Consider the following 17,981-nt stretch of genomic DNA (forward strand, 5'->3'; position numbering starts at 1 on the left):
ATAAAAAATACCTGCCTATTTTCATAAGCAGGTATTTCTTTTTTATGGCAAAACAACATTTACTGTCATTTTAGGTTTGACCTTTTATATATTGACAGCTTGCTTCTTTTCCCCAGCATTACGACGCGCTTTTTCTTCCATGATCTCAATAATTTGGATATCCGTATGTTGCATTGCATGGCTGGCTAATGCACAAAGATTTGCAATTGAACTATCAACATCGTCACTGACAATACCATCAGTACCCGCAACACTTTGATTTTGCATCGCCATTAATACTGCTTTATAAGCACTCGCTGCACTACTCGATACTTTCATTGCACAGCTATTTGATGCACCATCACAGATAATGCCGCTGATATCACCGATCATACTGTTGATAGACATACTCACTGTGGTGAAGTCTTTTGTCAGTAACCATGCCATTCCTGCAGCAGCCCCCATTGACGCTGTGGTTGCAGCACAAAGAGCAGAAAGAGGTGGAAAATGGCTATGAACATAAATCGCCATTAAGTGTGATAAAACTAACGCACGCAATAAAGTTTCATCATCAGCATGGATAAATTCAGCAACAACCATAACAGGTAATGTTGCTGCGATCCCTTGATTACCTGAGCCTGAATTACTCATTGCAGGTAATACCGCACCACCCATGCGGGCATCAGAAGCTGCTGATGCCCTGATCATGATTTCATTAAGTAAATCTTTACCTAACAAACCTTTCTCTTGTTGCAGAATTAATGTACGACCAATTGCTAATCCATAGGTGTTTTTTAGCCCTTCTTCTGATAATGCACCATTTAAATGGGCAGCATTGAGCATAAACTCAATCTCACTCACAGGTACATTAAGTGCGAAGTTATAGATATCTTCAGCACAAACATCAGTAAAAGGTTTTTCATCAGTACATTCACAATTATTGGCAAATGCTGTTTTATCTTCCTCAAAAACAACGTCACCATTACATTCACAACGAACAACATGTGTATGCTCTCTTGCAATACTGACAATCGCATAACCAGACTGGCCATACACTTTTGCTTCAGAATAAAGAACGTCTTCACACGGTGCTTTCACACCAACAGTGACTTTACCTTCAGCAACCAGTGTTTTAGCTTGAGCAACTGCTTCCTTGGAAGCCTTTAGCAAGACTTCCAGCCCTGCATCAGGATCTCCACCCGTTGCACCCAGCGCGGCTGCAATCGGAAGCCCAGCCATTCCCGTTCCAGGTACGGTTACGCCCATTCCATTTTTCATTAAGTTTGGTGAAACCCAAGCCTCAACACGAACAACTGGCTCGCCTAAAAGTGCGGTTGCTTTTGCCGCTGCCAGTGCTAATGAAATTGGCTCTGTACAACCTACTGCAGGTTTAACACCTTCACGTAACTGACGAACAAACTGTGACCATAAATGAGAATTTTTGTTCTGGCTCATAATCTAACACCTTGGATTAATTTAGTTTTTAAAAACAACTCCTAACTGGAACCGAAGTTGGCGACTATGAGAATGCCAAGAACGGAGAGATAACGAGCAGTAAACCGGTAAAAATAATCAGGTAAAGTGACGCACCTTTGTATTTATGTAACATAGGTACTTTGTACACTAAGTATGCAGGAATAAGGCAACCCACCATACCGAAGATTGGACTACAAATTGACGTAAAGCTCAGCACTGGTGCGTTAAGGATGATGGCACCCCATGCCAGTAACACAGCAAAAATCATGATGCCATTTTGTACCCATTTTTGGTTGATTTTTTCAGCTGGGATATAGCGTTGGAGAATATTCATCACAATCCCTTGTGTCGCTTCACGGAAACCTAAATAAACACCAAAGAATGCAGTCATTACGGCAAAGATATTGAGCATAACGCTAACAACTGTTACCCAACCGCCAGGGAAGAATTTCGCAGCAATCGCTAATGCTGAGATATTTTGTTCATAGGCTTTAACAGCTTCATCATGACCCATTGCTAATGTGAATGAGATTGCATAGAAGAAAACAGTACAGAACAACACACCGAAAGCGATGTTCATTGCACGTAGTGCTTTATGACGAGCAACTTCACGGTTTTTATTACGACCACGGTAAGAGATAACCATTGGGCTTAATGTTTGGATAAATAAAATTGAAGTTAGTGTAAAAGGTAAAGTGATAATTGCTTCTTTAATTAAACGTCCTGCCGGTGGTAATGCACCCACGTTATAAAGATGCCACATACCAATCATGGAGATCCCTAACGCAGCAACAACAAATAGTTTAGTCAGTACCATAAAGCTTGATACTTTAAACAGTAATTGTTCACCACGAGAAGAGATAGCAACTAAGGCACAAATCAGGATCAAACCATAGAATGGGTTTTCTGACAGTAAACCTTCAGTAACACCAAATGTTTGTAGGTAAGAAGCACTGTCATTGGTGATTGCTGTTGAGTAAACAAACATCCAAATGACTAACATCACAAAGTAGAGTGCACCTAATAAAATACCCCAGTTTTTACCGAGATAGCCGGTGATAACGCTTGGGTAATCTTTACACTCAGGAGATTCAGCCAACGTATTAATAAATAAGCGTTGGAAAAGGTACATAGCAGGATAACCAATGATCGAGGATAGTAGGAAAACCCATAATCCCATCAGGCCTACCTGTACAGGTAAAAATACAATACCTGCACCAATAGCCATACCGATACTCATGATAACCCAGCCCACATCATTGCCGTCGAATTTAATAGCCGCACGCCATTCTTGTTCAGTCATACCTGCGCGGCGAGCGCCAGCACTAGTTGCGGGATAGCTTGTGGTCTCTGTTTTTGAGGAAGCCGTTTCCATATTAGTACTCACTTTTTATATTGTAATTGTTAATAGCAAAACGAATTTTGGGGGTAAAAAAGCTCTATCTAACGTTGCGATATCAAAATAACCTTATTCTTTGCAGGCGTTATTTATTATGAGTAAATGATAGGGAATATTACGGAGAAAAAAGTTGTTATAAATCGTGATGGCCTGAAATGATTTGGAAAAAAATTCTCTCTTAAGGAGAAAAATAGGATTATCTGTTCAAAGAGCATAGTAAATAATAACCTTCCCTCTATTGTAACCTCAATAAACAACCAACCAATTGATTAATAATAAAAAATACTCATTGTTATACAAAAACAGTCAAGTATAACAATTGAAACAAATCACCAAATAAACTGTGCTGTCTATCACGATATACTATGATAATCTTTTCTATTTAGCTTTGTTATATCGTATTTAGTTAAAATTACGTTACAAAACAGCACAAATAACTATTTGATCTATTTTTTTATAAAAATGGGAATTAATAAGATAAAAATACATAAAGAAGTGAATAGTGAAAAGAGAATACTTTTTCAATAGAATTAAATTCTATTGAAAAAAACGCTACAAACAATAAAGGGTTTATTATCTGTAGCGCTTAGATTATAAAGGAATAAATACTCTAGTACTAATAACCACGCTCTAAGATTGGCTTTAAGAATCTCGCGGTATGTGAACCTTCAAATTCGGCAACTTGCTCAGGTGTACCCGATACCAAAATTTGTCCACCACCACTTCCGCCTTCAGGGCCGAGATCGACAATCCAGTCTGCGGTTTTAATGACATCAAGGTTATGCTCAATCACCACAATCGTATTACCTTGATCACGTAACTGGTGTAAAACGTCGAGTAACAGTTCAATATCAGCGAAATGAAGCCCTGTTGTTGGTTCATCTAAAATATATAGTGTCTGCCCAGTCCCTCGTTTCGATAGCTCTTTCGCTAACTTAACTCGTTGTGCCTCACCACCTGATAACGTTGTCGCAGATTGTCCTAAACGAATATAAGACAGCCCAACATCAATCAATGTTTGTAGCTTACGAGCCAGTGCAGGAACAGCATCAAAAAACTCCCTTGCCTCTTCGATAGTCATATCCAAAGCTTCGTGAATATTTTTCCCTTTATATTTAATTTCAAGGGTTTCACGGTTATAGCGCTGACCTTTACATTGATCACAAGGAACATACACATCCGGTAAAAAGTGCATTTCAACTTTTAATACACCATCACCTTGGCAAGCTTCACAGCGCCCACCTTTTACGTTGAAACTGAAACGACCAGGCGTATAACCTCGAGTACGAGATTCAGGAACACCTGCAAATAACTCACGAATAGGTGTAAAAACGCCAGTATAGGTTGCTGGATTTGAACGAGGAGTTCGGCCAATTGGACTTTGGTTAATATCGATAACTTTATCGAAATACTCTAGACCTTCAACATCTAAATAAGGCGCAGGCACGATAGTTGTAGCACCATTTAATTGGCGTTGCGCAATAGGAAATAACGTATCATTGATAAGCGTTGATTTACCTGAGCCTGATACCCCCGTAATACAGGTAAATAAGCCTACTGGTAATTTCAAATTTACATTTTTTAAGTTATTGCCTTTTGCACCAAGAATGGTCAGCATTTTTTCTCGATCAACAGGAACACGTTGCTCTGGAATAGCAATACGACGCTCACCACTTAAGAACTTGCCTGTTAATGAATTCGGATTATTAATGATATCTTCAAGTGTACCCTGAGCAACAATTTCACCACCATGAACACCCGCACCAGGGCCAATATCGATAACATGATCTGCGGCACGGATAGCATCTTCATCATGCTCAACAACAATCACGGTATTACCTAAATTACGCAGGTGGATCAATGTTTCAAGCAGGCGATCGTTATCTCGTTGATGTAATCCAATAGAAGGTTCATCTAATACATACATAACGCCCACTAACCCTGCACCAATTTGGCTCGCTAAGCGAATACGCTGCGCTTCACCACCAGATAATGTTTCAGCTGAACGAGAAAGCGTGAGATAATTTAAGCCAACATTGACCAAAAACTTCAGTCGATCACTAATTTCTTTTAACACTTTTTCTGCAATCTTCGCTCGCTGTCCACTGAGTTTTAAGTTTTGGAAAAAGGTCATGGCATGACCAATGCTGTAATCTGCAATTTCAGGCAACGCCGTATTTTCAACATACACATGGCGAGCTTCACGGCGTAAACGCGTACCACCACACGACGCACAAGGACGGTTGCTAATATACTTAGAAAGTTCTTCACGCACCGCGCTTGATTCAGTCTCACGGTAACGGCGTTCCATATTATTTAATACACCTTCAAAAGGGTGATGACGAACAACGACATCACCTCGATCGTTAGTGTATTTAAATTCGATATTCTCTTTACCTGAGCCAGTTAAAACTATTTTTTGGATATTATCAGGCAAGGAATCAAATGGCGCTTCAACATCAAAATGATAATGTTCACTCAGTGAACGTAGCATCTGGAAATAGTAGAAATTACGACGATCCCATCCTTTAATTGCACCACCTGCAAGAGAGATCTCACGGTTTTGGATCACTAAATCAGGATCAAAAAATTGCTGAACACCTAAACCATCACAGGTTGGACAAGCCCCTGCCGGGTTGTTAAAAGAGAATAAACGAGGTTCTAACTCGCTCATGCTATAACCACAAATAGGACAAGCGAAATTCGCAGAAAAAATAATATCTTCTGCATTGTTATCATCCATATCAGAGATAACAGCAGTACCGCCAGAAAGCTCTAACGCGGTTTCAAAAGATTCCGCTAAACGTTGAGCGAGATCGTCACGTACTTTAAAACGGTCAATCACCACTTCAATGGTATGTTTTTTCTGTAATTCTAATGTAGGCGGATCAGAAAGATCGCACACTTCACCATCAATACGTGCACGAATATAGCCTTGAGCTGAAAGATTATTCAGTAGCTTAATGTGCTCACCTTTACGCTCTTTCACCACTGGTGCTAACAGCATTAAACGCTTGCCTTCAGGCTGTTCAAGCACATTATCGACCATTTGACTGACCGTTTGTGCCGCTAATGGAATATCATGATCAGGGCAACGAGGCTCACCAACACGCGCAAATAAGAGACGTAGGTAATCATGTATTTCGGTAATTGTTCCTACTGTTGAACGAGGGTTATGTGATGTAGATTTTTGTTCAATCGAAATAGCGGGAGATAAACCTTCAATGTGGTCAACATCAGGTTTTTCCATTAACGAAAGAAACTGACGAGCATAAGCAGAAAGTGATTCAACATAACGTCGTTGCCCTTCTGCATAAAGCGTATCAAAGGCTAAAGAGGATTTACCTGAGCCTGAAAGTCCTGTAATAACAATAAGTTTATCGCGAGGAATGACCAAATTGATATTTTTTAGATTATGGGTGCGAGCGCCCCGTACTTCGATTTTATCCATGAATATATCCCGGATTGAGAGAGTCGCCGAAAAAGAAATAATCGGATAATTATGACACAAAGTTAACTGAATGGATATACAGTATATATAGTGAAATTGAATGATGATGTAAACCTGTCATTTTGAGACAAAAAAATATCGACAATGTTCACAATTGAGAAATTCATCACACGTCATATTCAAATTTTAGCGTACGTGATAAACTTATTCGCTTATGATTTCAAAAAATTTACTTTCGCAGGAGTACCTCACATGGCGAGCAGAGGCGTAAACAAAGTTATTCTTATCGGTAATTTAGGGCAGGATCCAGAAATCCGTTATATGCCAAGTGGCGGTGCAGTTGCCAACTTAACACTGGCAACATCAGAAAGCTGGCGCGATAAACAAACCGGTGAAATGAAAGAAAAAACCGAGTGGCACCGTGTGGTAATTTTCGGCAAATTAGCTGAAATTGCAGGCGAATATCTGCGTAAAGGTTCACAAGTGTATATCGAAGGTCAATTACAAACACGTAAATGGCAAGACCAAAGTGGTCAAGATAGATATAGCACTGAAGTTGTTGTTAACATCGGTGGCTCAATGCAGATGCTAGGTGGCCGTGGTGGTCAAGATGGCGCACCTTCACAAGGCGGTCAAGGCGGTTGGGGTCAACCACAACAACCTCAAGCATCACAACAATTTAGCGGTGGTGCGCAATCTCGCCCAGCGCAACAACAACCAGCAGCGGCTCCAGCACCAAGCAATGAACCGCCAATGGATTTTGATGATGATATTCCGTTCTAAATGTAAAATTTTTATTTAAAAAAAATCAAATGACTAACTTGATACGTCAAGTTAGTCATTGTTAAATTCATATAATTCAGCTTTATCTATTACATAATGATTTATAGTAAATTTTAGAATATTTACTACTTACTGTTATTTAAATACTATGCATATATTTATAATAATGAAATAGGATTTAAATCAAATATATATTAGTGAGTTACAGAGAAATATAGAAACATCTAAATTGGTTTTAGTTAGATCCAAACGATAAGATAATTTAAAAAAATGATGCTCAAATAATTAATAGTAAACAAAGGTATTTATACCTAATAGAATCATAAAACCAACTCGAAAATAATAATTAAATATAATCAATAAGTTATAATTTATCTCGCTAACTATTTCTATTATAAAATATCTATTTAATTCTTAATCTATCCAAATATATTTCTTACTTGATCTCTCTTTCAAATCCTATATATTAAATTCAATATCCTTTCGATATTAATAAAAAAATTGCCTCATAAATAATCTCATGCCGACTATCAAAAATGCTATTACTGGGCTATGACTCTCTTATTTAAGTCCTATATTCCTTAAACCGATAAACGGCTAATATCAAGGAGTGATAGTAATAATGAATAGAAATCATGCTCAACAATTATTACAAACAGCGCTAGCCGATCCTAATGCAGAGTTTCGTGATGGACAATGGGAAGCAATTGATACATTAGTTAATCATCGTCAAAAACTTCTAGTAGTGCAACGTACAGGTTGGGGTAAAAGCTCAGTCTACTTTATTAGTACTAAACTATTTCGGGACCAAGGAATGGGACCAATTATTATTATTTCGCCTCTTTTAGCATTGATGCGCAACCAAATTGAATCAGCAAAGCGCTTAGGTATTGTCGCTGAAACAATGAATTCCACCAATACAGAAGAATGGCAGTCGGTGACTCAACGAATGTTGAATAATGAAATAGACTGTTTGCTGATTTCACCTGAACGTTTAGCCAATGACAACTTTATTGAAACTGTTTTGCGGCCAATTGCTGATCACATTGCCTTAATGGTCATTGATGAGGCTCATTGTATTTCTGACTGGGGACATGATTTTAGGCCAGATTATCGTCGTATAGTCCATATTCTTCGCCAATTACCTCCCAATACACCTATATTAGGCACAACAGCAACTGCCAATAATCGTGTTATTGACGATATTAAAAATCAACTAGGTAATATTCAAATCTATCTAGGTTCACTTATCCGTGAAAGTCTCGCAATGGGTTTGTTGCGTACCATCACTTAAACATCCTGAATTAGTACCTGATTTCGCTCGTCGATTAGCTCAACGTTTAGAACTCCCCTTTGTAGACGCTATTAGTAAAGTTAAAGATAATCAGCCCCAAAAGAAACAGCAAAATCGGTTCCATCAATGTCGTAATCTCGATGGCGTTTTTTCTGTAAACGAAGTCTACAAACAACAGCCTGTCTTATTAGTCGATGATATTATAGACTCTGGTTGGACTCTAACAGTTATCGCAGCACTCTTGCAGTTAGAAGGCAGTGATGTAATCTATCCCGTAGCTTTGGCTTCTTCTACGGTAAAAGATTCATGAATGTATCCAGTTTATTATCATCCACAGCACAAGCAACTTTACTGTTAACTAGCTATTTTACAAAAAACAGTGATGAAAATGTGAAGCCTCTGACCAATACGGAATGGGGGCGATTTGCTTTGTGGTTAAAAGAGAGATCCATCACACCAGCCGATCTACTTGTTACTGATCCAAAAACCTTGTTGCAAAACTGGCATGACGCGCATATCAGCGCAGAAAGAATTATTAAATTACTTAATCGTGGTCATAGTCTCGCTTTATCCATGGAAAAATGGCAACGTGCCGGTCTTTGGGTAGTAACTCGTTCTGATCCAGAATACCCATGGCGCTTAAAACAAAGGCTGAAAACAGACTCACCTCCTGTATTATTTGGGTGTGGCAATAAGGCATTACTGAATGCAAGTGGTTTAGCCGTTATCGGTTCACGAAATGCGAATTCATCTGATCTCACCTTCACTGACCAAGTGGGTATGAAAGCAGCAATAGAAAATATTGCTATTATTTCTGGTGGTGCACGCGGTGTTGATGAAACAGCAATGCTAGGTGCGATTAAACAAGGTGGTATAGTTATCGGTGTCATGGCTGATAGTTTGCTAAAAGCAGCAACCAGTCAGCGATGGCGAAAAAGCATTATGGAAGGACATACCGTTTTGTTATCTCCCTTTTATCCTGAATCTGGATTCAACGTCGGCAATGCCATGTCTAGAAATAAATATATCTATTGCTTAGCTGACAGTTCCTTAGTGATCCACTCAGGAAAAAAAGGGGGAACTCTCAATGGCGCAATAGAAAACCTAAAAAAAGCATGGGTACCATTGTGGGTTAAACAAACAACAGACCAAGATGCAGCTAATGCTGATTTAGTAGCTAAAGGTGGTCGCTGGTTAGAAAACGACTTATCAGCTTTTGAAATTAATCAGTTACTAAAAAATGAATATCAAAGAACAGATTACATAAAAGAAGAACAGGCTGAGCTCTTCCCCATACCTACGCAGTCTGACTTATTTACTCATAACACCTTTGTGTCGAAAAAAAATATTATCAATACCGAAGATCACAACATTATCATCGATGATATTCAAACAAAAAGTGAAATAAGTACTAAGCAATTTATCGAAGATGATGCAAGCTCCACGATACCAATCGACTTTTACCAGTTATTTATTAGCGAACTACAACGCTTAGCTAAAGAACCCATTACTATCGATGTACTTATGGAAAATACACAGCTTCATAAAACACAACTAAATGAATGGCTAAAACGTAGTAAAGAAGAAGGTTTAGTAAAAAAACTAAATCGTCCTATTCGTTACCAAATTAAAAATGAAAGTGAAAAATAAAAGAACTTCATTATTTCCATAACTAAAACGCTCAGATTCAATAAACGACTATAAATCATTTAGTCAGTTGAGTTGGTATTATCGTTAAAAAGATCATTATTCTACTTTAATACCTTACTCTCTTTCTTTTCCCAAAATCCCACTTTGTACAAAGGCTAACTTTTTTAAATTATGGTAATATTTAATTATTAATAACGTCTGAGAGCATCTTATCCCCATGAATGAAGAGAAATTGCTCGCTCAGGCAGAAAAGATCTGCCAGAAACGAGGTGTTCGCCTGACTTCACAACGTCTGGCAGTATTACGTCTGATAATGCAGCAACCTTCTGCTATCAGCGCATATGATTTATTGGATTTATTACGCCAAGTTGAACCACAAGCCAAACCACCAACAGTCTATCGCGGGTTAGAATTTTTACTTGAGCAAGGATTTATCCATAAAATAGAATCCACCAACAGTTATGTACTTTGTCATCATTTTGATGATGTTGAACATACGTCAGTAATGCTAATTTGTGACCGTTGTTTATCTGTCACTGAAAAGAATAGTCATAAAATCGAAGATGCGATTTCATTACTGGCAAAAGAGAGTGGATTTCATTTACGACATAGCGTCATCGAAATTCATGGATTGTGTTCACAGTGCCATGAAGCACAAGAGTGTACACATCCTGAAGGTTGTCATCATGATCACAGTATGGATGATAATCTTAAGCAGAAAAAAACCGGCGACTATAAGCCTCGTTGATTTTATCACTGCAATCCTACAAATAAAAAATGCAGATGATTTTGTGTTTTTACACATCATCTGCATCTTTATAAAATAAGTTGTATTGACTTACTTTGGTACAAATTACAGCCATTCACCGTTACGAATAACCCCTACTGCTAAACCTTCAACAGTAAAGTTTTGTTCGCGTAAATCGACGATAATAGGTGAAAACTCTGGGTTTTCAGCATGAAGCTCAATTTTATTACCGCTTTTCTTAAAGCGCTTTACTGTCACTTCATCTTCAATACGTGCCACAATCACTTGCCCGTTATGAACATCTTGTGTTTTATGCACAGCAAGTAAGTCACCATCCATAATACCGATATCTTTCATCGACATACCATTAACGCGCAATAAAAAATCTGCACTTGGTTTAAATAGCATTGGGTCAACTTGATAATGGCTTTCAATATGCTCTTGCGCTAAAAGTGGTTCACCAGCAGCAACTCGCCCAATTAATGGCAATCCTTCCGGCTCTTCTTCCATTAGCAAACGGATACCTCTAGATGCACCAGAGATAATTTCTATCACGCCTTTACGAGCAAGAGCTTTTAAGTGCTCTTCTGCCGCATTTGGTGAGCGAAACCCAAGTTGGGAAGCTATTTCAGCCCGTGTTGGTGGCATACCCGTTTGCGAAATGTGATCACGAACCAAATCGTAAACCTGCTGCTGCCTTGCAGTTAATGCTTTCATTCCGCCCCCTGTTTGTTTATACAGTCAGACTGTGAGTATATACAGGTATATGACGATTTGAAACCTTAAATGAATATAAAACACGCATCTTTGGATTATTTTTCGACAAAAATCGAATTTTTTAACTTTATGAGAAGAAATGCCCCCAAAGAATGGTTACCCAAGTAAATAATCCCAATATAATAGCAATGAGAACAGCGGCAGAACCCATATCTTTTGCACGTCCGGATAATTCGTGGTATTCAGATCCAATTCGATCGACAACCGCTTCTATTGCACTATTTACCAGTTCCAAGATCACAACCAATACAACGGAACCAATGAGTAAAATGCGCTCTAGACCACTGACATCTATGATAAATGAAAGGATAATTGCCACCAAGGTCACAATTGCTTCTTGTCTAAAAGCGGCCTCATTAATCCAAGCGGCACGAATGCCCTTGTATGAATAGCCACCAGCTTTGATGATTCGGGTAAGACCTTTATTTTGATTAGCCATAATAAACTCTATCGAAAACAAACGATTATTTTGCCACTTTTCTCTATTAATATTGTCACAGCACCACAGATCTACGAAAGACTTTCTGTTATGCTTTCGAAGTATTGCTAATAAGAGGCTACAACTATTTATGTCAGCTTGGCGTAAACTATATTATAACACATTGAATTTACCACTAAAATTATTGGTAAAAAGTAAACGAGTTCCGACTGATCCTATCACTGAATTAGGGTTGGATACGTCGCGATCTTTCCTTTATGTGCTGCCTTATCATTCAAAAGCAGACTTACTGACATTAAGGCAGCAATGTTTATCTTTAGGATTGCCTGATCCACTGCAACCCATTGAGATAGGCGGTACGAAGCTCCCTGCGTACGTCTTTATTGATGACGGCCCAAGAGTCTTCCGTTACTACTCGCCCGATCCTCGTAAAGATTCCGTGAAAACATTCCACGCTTATCTTGATGCACATCGTAATAATCCGCACCTTGATATTGAGATGTTGCCGGTTTCCGTGATGTTTGGTCGCTCTCCTGGCCGTGAAGGCCATAATGGCGTACCACATTTACGTGTGCTTAATGGTATCCAAAAATTTATCGCTATCCTCTGGTTAGGTCGTGATAGCTTTGTTCGTTTTTCACCCACTGTATCAATGCGTGAAATGGCGAATGAACACGGTACTGACACCAGTATAGCCCGAAAACTCGCACGCGTTGCGCGTATTCACTTTTCTCGCCAGCGTTTAGCCGCTGTTGGTCCGAAATTACCAGCACGTCAAGATCTCTTCAATAAATTGCTTTCATCGAAAGCCATTGAAAAAGCAATTGAAGATGAATCAAAAGCGAAAAAAATCTCACTGGATAAAGCGCGCAAAAATGCCACTGATATCATGGAAGAAATTGCAGCTAATTTCTCATATGAAGCAGTGCGTATTAGTGATCGCGTATTAAGTTGGACATGGAATAAGCTCTATCAAGGTATCAACGTCTATAATGCCGAACGTGTACGTAAACTCGCACAAGATGGGCATGAGATTGTTTATGTACCTTGCCACCGTAGCCACATGGACTACTTACTGCTTTCCTATGTTCTTTATCATCAAGGCTTAGTTCCGCCACATATAGCCGCGGGTATTAACCTTAATTTCTGGCCAGCAGGTCCGATTTTTCGCCGTTTAGGGGCTTTCTTTATCCGAAGAACCTTTAAAGGTAACAAGCTGTACTCCACCATTTTCCGTGAATATTTAGGTGAGCTATTTACACGAGGCTACTCTATTGAATATTTCGTTGAAGGTGGACGGTCGCGTACAGGTCGATTGTTAGATCCTAAAACAGGGACACTTTCAATGACTGTACAAGCAATGTTACGTGGTGAAACACGCCCTATCTCTGTTGTTCCTATTTACATTGGGTATGAACACGTTATGGAAGTGGCAACCTATGCCAAAGAATTACGTGGTGCAACAAAAGAGAAAGAGGGTTTTATGCAGATGGTGAGGGGTTTACGTAAATTACGTAACCTTGGCCAAGGCTATGTTAACTTTGGCGAACCTATCTCTGTTGCGCAATACTTAAATCAAGCGGTTCCACAGTGGCGTGATGATATTGACCCTATTGAGCCACAGCGCCCAAGTTGGTTAAACCCAGCAGTAAGCGCACTGGCTGACAATATTATGGTTCATATCAATAATGCGGCTTCAATCAATGCAATTAACTTGGTATCAACGGCACTGTTGGCATCACGTCAGCGAGCACTTACTAGAGAGCAACTGTTAGAACAAGTCGATTGTTATCTGCAATTATTACGCAATGTACCTTATTCGACTGACATGATTGTGTCTGATAAAAATGCTGAGGCATTATTAGAACATGCTCTGCAATCAGATAAATTCCTAGTCGAAAAAGACAGCTTGGGTGATATTGTGGTACTTCCTCGTGAAAGTGCGGTATTAATGACTTATTACCGTAATAACACAATCCACTTAATGGTTACTCCATCGTTAATTGCTAGCATCATCTTGCATCATGAAAAAATTCATCGTGATGATTTAATGAAACAGGTTGAATTAATCTTCCCTCTGGTTAAAGCAGAATTATTTATTCGCTATGAGAAAGAAGAGCTACCTGAAGTCATTAATACTTTGATTGCAGAACTTTGTCGTCAGCGTCTAATTTGTTGTGATAGTGATGGCTTACTACGTATTAATCCTGCGCGTATTCGTCCATTACAGCTTTTAGCAGCGAGTGTCAGAGAAACATTACAACGTTATGGTATTACGCTGTCTTTACTCAATTTTGCCCCTGAAATTAGTCGTGCATTATTGGAAAAAGAGAGCCGTATATTGGCACAACGTCTTTCTGTATTACATGGTATCAACGCACCTGAATTCTTTGATAAAGCAGTATTCTCTACCTTAGTTTCAACGCTGCGTGAAGAAGGCTATCTCAACGATAACGAAGATATCCTAAAAGCAGATGCATCTGCTCTTTACCAAGTAATTGCAAAACTAATGTCACCAGAAATTCGCTTAACCATTGAGAGCGTCGGTGTCACTGAAGATAACAATTCAGCACAGATAATTAATGAAAAAAGTGAGCCTAAAGCTGATAATTAATCGGTCATAACGCCATTATTTGTAATAGAAAAGGGATAAGCATTATGCTTATCCCTTTTTGTTTCTACTCAATTGTAGATGATAGCTTAGCGCTTACGATACCTTAGAAATAACTAAATAAAATACCTGCAAATAAAACAAAACCAACATAATTATTATTCATAAAAGCTTGAAAACAGGGTGTTCTTTCACGCTCTGCAATCAGTTTTTGTTGATAGATAAAGAGTGCGGTAATGAGTAATATCGACCAATAATAGATGCCTTTCATGTTCAGTAGAACACCAATGCCAACAAGTAGCGCCAACATCATCAGTTGTAGAATACCGATAATAATTTTGTCATAACGACCAAATAAAATAGCAGTAGATTTTACGCCAATCTTTATATCATCATTGCGGTCAACCATCGCATATTGGGTATCGTAAATCACCGACCAGACAATATTAACAAGAAATAATAGCCAACATACTAAAGGTAAGCTTTCAGAAACGGCAGCAAAACCCATTGGAATTGACCAGCCAAAGGCCATACCTAAAATAAGCTGAGGTAGACTACTAAAGCGTTTAACAAAGGGGTAAAACCATGCTAGTGCAAGTCCTGCTACAGAGAGCCAAATTGTCATCGTATTGAGTGTGAGTACCAATCCAAATGACAATATAACCAATACAATAAATAAAATTTTACTCTCTTTTTCTGTCACAGCCCCACTAGGTAATGGTCGATTTTTAGTTCGTTCAACGCTGCCATCAATTTTTCTGTCAGCAAAGTCGTTTATTACACACCCAGCGGCACGCATAGAGAACACGCCAATAGTAAAGACAATCAGAATATGCCAATCAGGAAAACCTTTAGCAGCAATCCATAAAGCCCAATAAGTTGGCCAAAGTAATAATAGCGCTCCGATAGGTTTATCTATACGCATTAAACGGCTATATGCCTGCCATTTATTGTGCGTCATACTTCCCTCCAATTTTAGCTCCCCCTAATTACTTCTCATACACTGGTGATGCAGGTAGAAATACCTCGGTTAATAATAAAGGTTTATCTGAAAGCTGGAAACGAGAACGGCGTAGCCAATACTCATTTTGTTGCCCGATATGAATAAAATCACGGCTTAAGGTTGTTTCCTGAAACAGATAACGTCCAAGAGGAACGGTTCTTAAATTGACCAGTTTTCTATCTTCACCTGTCAGTGTCTCTTCTGGTACTAATGTTCGCCCTAATAACCAAGGCACATTATCACCACACAATACCACTTCTCTTAACCAATAACGCTGACTTTCCGGTAAACATGCCTTTTCGTCAGCGGGCTCAATAATGTCAACAAACCCTTCTTGATAAGGCATCACAGTGACTTTTTGACAATGCTGTTCAAACCGTCGTGTCATTGAACCTAATTCCATTAACCAACTTAATGTACTTTCTTTAATGTTTTCATGTTCCTCACTGGGCAACCAATGGATAGGAGCAGGGGTAATTATTGATTTTTTGAACATTATTTCATCATCACGCGTTGATGATCCTAGCTTGTGTGAGTCATGATATATCAAGGATATCATGATGTGACTAAGGGAAGTTAAAAGCTGATAACATTTCGCATAAATAATCTAAAAAAGCGTTAAAAGAAAATCAGATTGAGCACGAAACATTCAAAAAAACAAAGGAGGCCATAAAAACCTCCTTTGTATCTAACCAACTACTTATATTAAGTTTATTCGGATTAACGCCATGCTTTGTAATGATTAATCAGGTTATTTGTTGAACTATCGTGGCTGTTAACACTTTCCTTACCTTTTAATTCAGGAAGGATACGATTAGCAAGCTGTTTACCTAATTCAACACCCCATTGGTCAAAGGTAAAGATATTGAAAATAGCACCTTGTACAAAGATTTTATGTTCATACATAGCAATTAATGCACCTAATGAATAAGGTGTAATTTCTTTTAATAAAATAGAGTTGGTTGGACGATTACCTTCAAATACTTTGAAAGGTGCAACATAACCCATCGCTTTAGGATCTTTTCCAGCTGCGGCAAATTCTGCATCGACTTGCTCACGTGTTTTACCAAATGCGAGCGCCTCTGTTTGAGCAAAGAAGTTAGACATCAATTTTGCATGGTGATCAGATAATGGATTATGGCTAATGGCTGGGGCAATAAAGTCACAAGGGATAATTTTTGTGCCTTGATGGATCAGTTGATAAAACGCATGTTGACCATTTGTACCAGGTTCCCCCCAAATAATAGGCCCTGTTTGGTAACTGACTTTGTTTCCATCACGATCAATATACTTACCATTTGATTCCATATTGCCTTGTTGGAAGTAAGCAGCAAAACGATGCATGTACTGATCGTATGGCAGAATCGCTTCAGTTTCTGTGCCAAAAAAATTGTTATACCAAATGCCAATCAGTGCAAGGATTGTTGGGATGTTATTTTCAGCATCAGCAGTTCTAAAGTGGTTATCCATAGCATGAGCACCTTCCAGTAATTGCTCAAAATTGTCATAACCAACAGATAGTGCGATAGATAAACCAATTGCTGACCATAATGAATAGCGGCCACCAACCCAATCCCAGAACTCAAACATATTGGCAGTATCAATACCAAATTTTTCAACTTCAGTGCTATTCGTAGATAATGCGACAAAATGTTTAGCGACAAAAATACTCTCTTTCGCTGACGCTAAGAACCAATCTCTTGCTGAATGCGCATTTGTCATGGTTTCTTGTGTTGTGAATGTTTTTGACGCAATTAAGAATAATGTAGTTTCGGGATCACATTTTTTTAGTGTTTCGGCAATATGTGTACCATCAACATTCGAAACAAAATGCATAGTAAGGTGGTTTTTATACGGGCGTAATGCTTCTGTTACCATATAAGGGCCGAGGTCAGATCCACCGATACCAATATTTACAACATCAGTAATTGCTTTACCTGTATAACCTTTCCATTCACCACTAATAATACGCTCACTGAATTTTTTCATTTTATTCAGTACTGCGTTGACTTCTGGCATAACATCTTTGCCATCAACGATGACCGGAGTATTGCTACGATTACGTAATGCAGTATGCAATACAGCACGATCTTCAGTACGGTTGATTTTTTCACCCGCAAACATGCTATTTATCGCACCCTCTACGTCACATTCCTTAGCCAAAGCCTGCAATTTATCTAATGTTTCTTTCGTAATTCGGTTTTTTGAAAAATCCACTAGAATTTGGTCTGAAAACATTTTTGAGAATTGCTCAAACCGTGATGGCTCCTGAGCAAACAGCGTTTTCATATCGGTATCTTTGATAACCGAAAAATGGTTTTCTAATGCCTTCCAAGCTAGGGTTTGAGTTGGGTTTACATTTTTCATTCAC

13 protein-coding genes and 1 pseudogene are annotated in these 17,981 nt (G+C 38.7%); 6 read left to right on the plus strand and 8 right to left on the minus strand.

What is annotated here, in order from left to right:
- Positions 1-84: 84 nt before the first annotated feature.
- The 3 genes from JEP40_RS17035 to uvrA form a co-directional block, all read right to left on the minus strand.
- Positions 85-1,434: a serine dehydratase subunit alpha family protein gene (locus tag JEP40_RS17035; RefSeq protein WP_198624522.1), complete on the minus strand. Its 1,350-nt coding sequence runs from the start codon at positions 1,432-1,434 to the stop codon at positions 85-87.
- Between the two features lie 64 nt (positions 1,435-1,498).
- The gene (locus JEP40_RS17040) at positions 1,499-2,830 is read right to left on the minus strand and encodes an amino acid permease (RefSeq protein ID WP_088494419.1); all 1,332 of its coding nucleotides are present in this window, start codon (positions 2,828-2,830) and stop codon (positions 1,499-1,501) included.
- A gap of 640 nt (positions 2,831-3,470) precedes the next feature.
- Entirely contained in the window at positions 3,471-6,305 is a 2,835-nt protein-coding gene (uvrA, locus tag JEP40_RS17045) for an excinuclease ABC subunit UvrA (RefSeq protein WP_198624523.1), read from the minus strand.
- 252 nt (positions 6,306-6,557) lie between these two features.
- On the opposite strand from uvrA, the gene ssb1 reads away from it, so the two are divergent.
- From ssb1 to zur, 5 genes and pseudogenes are all read left to right on the plus strand, one after another.
- The gene (gene ssb1, locus JEP40_RS17050) at positions 6,558-7,088 is read left to right on the plus strand and encodes a single-stranded DNA-binding protein SSB1 (protein ID WP_198624524.1); all 531 of its coding nucleotides are present in this window, start codon (positions 6,558-6,560) and stop codon (positions 7,086-7,088) included.
- Positions 7,089-7,710: 622 nt separating this feature from the next.
- A pseudogene (locus JEP40_RS17055) lies at positions 7,711-8,367 on the plus strand (DEAD/DEAH box helicase); the annotation flags it as partial.
- Positions 8,342-8,692, plus strand: coding sequence for a ComF family protein (locus JEP40_RS19295; RefSeq protein WP_420094345.1), 351 nt, complete (start codon positions 8,342-8,344; stop codon positions 8,690-8,692). The pseudogene JEP40_RS17055 and the gene JEP40_RS19295, both read left to right, overlap by 26 nt.
- The gene (locus tag JEP40_RS17060) at positions 8,689-10,032 is read left to right on the plus strand and encodes a DNA-processing protein DprA (protein WP_198624525.1); all 1,344 of its coding nucleotides are present in this window, start codon (positions 8,689-8,691) and stop codon (positions 10,030-10,032) included. Before JEP40_RS19295 ends, JEP40_RS17060 begins: the two co-directional genes overlap by 4 nt.
- Positions 10,033-10,249: 217 nt before the next feature.
- Positions 10,250-10,780 carry a zinc uptake transcriptional repressor Zur gene (zur, locus tag JEP40_RS17065; protein WP_088494416.1) on the plus strand — a complete coding sequence of 177 codons (531 nt, stop codon included), beginning with the start codon at positions 10,250-10,252 and terminating at the stop codon, positions 10,778-10,780.
- Positions 10,781-10,885: 105 nt separating this feature from the next.
- Here the strand turns inward: zur and lexA are convergent, their stop codons facing one another.
- Positions 10,886-11,497 (minus strand): transcriptional repressor LexA, encoded by a 612-nt coding sequence (gene lexA / locus JEP40_RS17070; RefSeq protein WP_036934582.1) that lies wholly within the window; start codon positions 11,495-11,497, stop codon positions 10,886-10,888.
- Between the two features lie 127 nt (positions 11,498-11,624).
- Positions 11,625-11,996: a diacylglycerol kinase gene (locus JEP40_RS17075; RefSeq protein WP_198624526.1), complete on the minus strand. Its 372-nt coding sequence runs from the start codon at positions 11,994-11,996 to the stop codon at positions 11,625-11,627.
- 130 nt (positions 11,997-12,126) lie between these two features.
- Between JEP40_RS17075 and plsB the strand changes: the two genes are divergently transcribed.
- Complete coding sequence (gene plsB / locus JEP40_RS17080) at positions 12,127-14,610, plus strand: glycerol-3-phosphate 1-O-acyltransferase PlsB (protein ID WP_198624527.1); 2,484 nt, start codon at positions 12,127-12,129, stop codon at positions 14,608-14,610.
- A gap of 103 nt (positions 14,611-14,713) precedes the next feature.
- On the opposite strand, the gene ubiA is transcribed toward plsB, so the two are convergent.
- From ubiA to pgi, 3 genes are all read right to left on the minus strand, one after another.
- The gene (ubiA, locus tag JEP40_RS17085) at positions 14,714-15,568 is read right to left on the minus strand and encodes a 4-hydroxybenzoate octaprenyltransferase (protein WP_198624528.1); all 855 of its coding nucleotides are present in this window, start codon (positions 15,566-15,568) and stop codon (positions 14,714-14,716) included.
- Positions 15,569-15,596: 28 nt separating this feature from the next.
- Positions 15,597-16,106 carry a chorismate lyase gene (gene ubiC, locus JEP40_RS17090; RefSeq protein ID WP_198624529.1) on the minus strand — a complete coding sequence of 170 codons (510 nt, stop codon included), beginning with the start codon at positions 16,104-16,106 and terminating at the stop codon, positions 15,597-15,599.
- A 224-nt stretch (positions 16,107-16,330) separates the two neighbouring features.
- The gene (gene pgi / locus JEP40_RS17095; protein WP_198624530.1) at positions 16,331-17,977 is read right to left on the minus strand and encodes a glucose-6-phosphate isomerase; all 1,647 of its coding nucleotides are present in this window, start codon (positions 17,975-17,977) and stop codon (positions 16,331-16,333) included.
- Positions 17,978-17,981: the final 4 nt, after the last annotated feature.

The organism is Proteus vulgaris (assembly GCF_016239305.1).
Lineage (GTDB): Bacteria > Pseudomonadota > Gammaproteobacteria > Enterobacterales > Enterobacteriaceae > Proteus > Proteus vulgaris_C.

Bases quoted from the DNA above. Each gene is read 5' to 3' on its own strand.
- JEP40_RS17035 (WP_198624522.1), bottom strand. From the start codon at position 1,434: ATGAGCCAGAACAAAAATTCTCATTTATGGTCACAGTTTGTTCGTCAG.
- JEP40_RS17040 (WP_088494419.1), bottom strand. From the start codon at position 2,830: ATGGAAACGGCTTCCTCAAAAACAGAGACCACAAGCTATCCCGCAACT.
- uvrA (WP_198624523.1), bottom strand. From the start codon at position 6,305: ATGGATAAAATCGAAGTACGGGGCGCTCGCACCCATAATCTAAAAAAT.
- ssb1 (WP_198624524.1), top strand. From the start codon at position 6,558: ATGGCGAGCAGAGGCGTAAACAAAGTTATTCTTATCGGTAATTTAGGG.
- JEP40_RS17060 (WP_198624525.1), top strand. From the start codon at position 8,689: ATGAATGTATCCAGTTTATTATCATCCACAGCACAAGCAACTTTACTG.
- zur (WP_088494416.1), top strand. From the start codon at position 10,250: ATGAATGAAGAGAAATTGCTCGCTCAGGCAGAAAAGATCTGCCAGAAA.
- lexA (WP_036934582.1), bottom strand. From the start codon at position 11,497: ATGAAAGCATTAACTGCAAGGCAGCAGCAGGTTTACGATTTGGTTCGT.
- JEP40_RS17075 (WP_198624526.1), bottom strand. From the start codon at position 11,996: ATGGCTAATCAAAATAAAGGTCTTACCCGAATCATCAAAGCTGGTGGC.
- plsB (WP_198624527.1), top strand. From the start codon at position 12,127: ATGTCAGCTTGGCGTAAACTATATTATAACACATTGAATTTACCACTA.
- ubiA (WP_198624528.1), bottom strand. From the start codon at position 15,568: ATGACGCACAATAAATGGCAGGCATATAGCCGTTTAATGCGTATAGAT.
- ubiC (WP_198624529.1), bottom strand. From the start codon at position 16,106: ATGTTCAAAAAATCAATAATTACCCCTGCTCCTATCCATTGGTTGCCC.
- pgi (WP_198624530.1), bottom strand. From the start codon at position 17,977: ATGAAAAATGTAAACCCAACTCAAACCCTAGCTTGGAAGGCATTAGAA.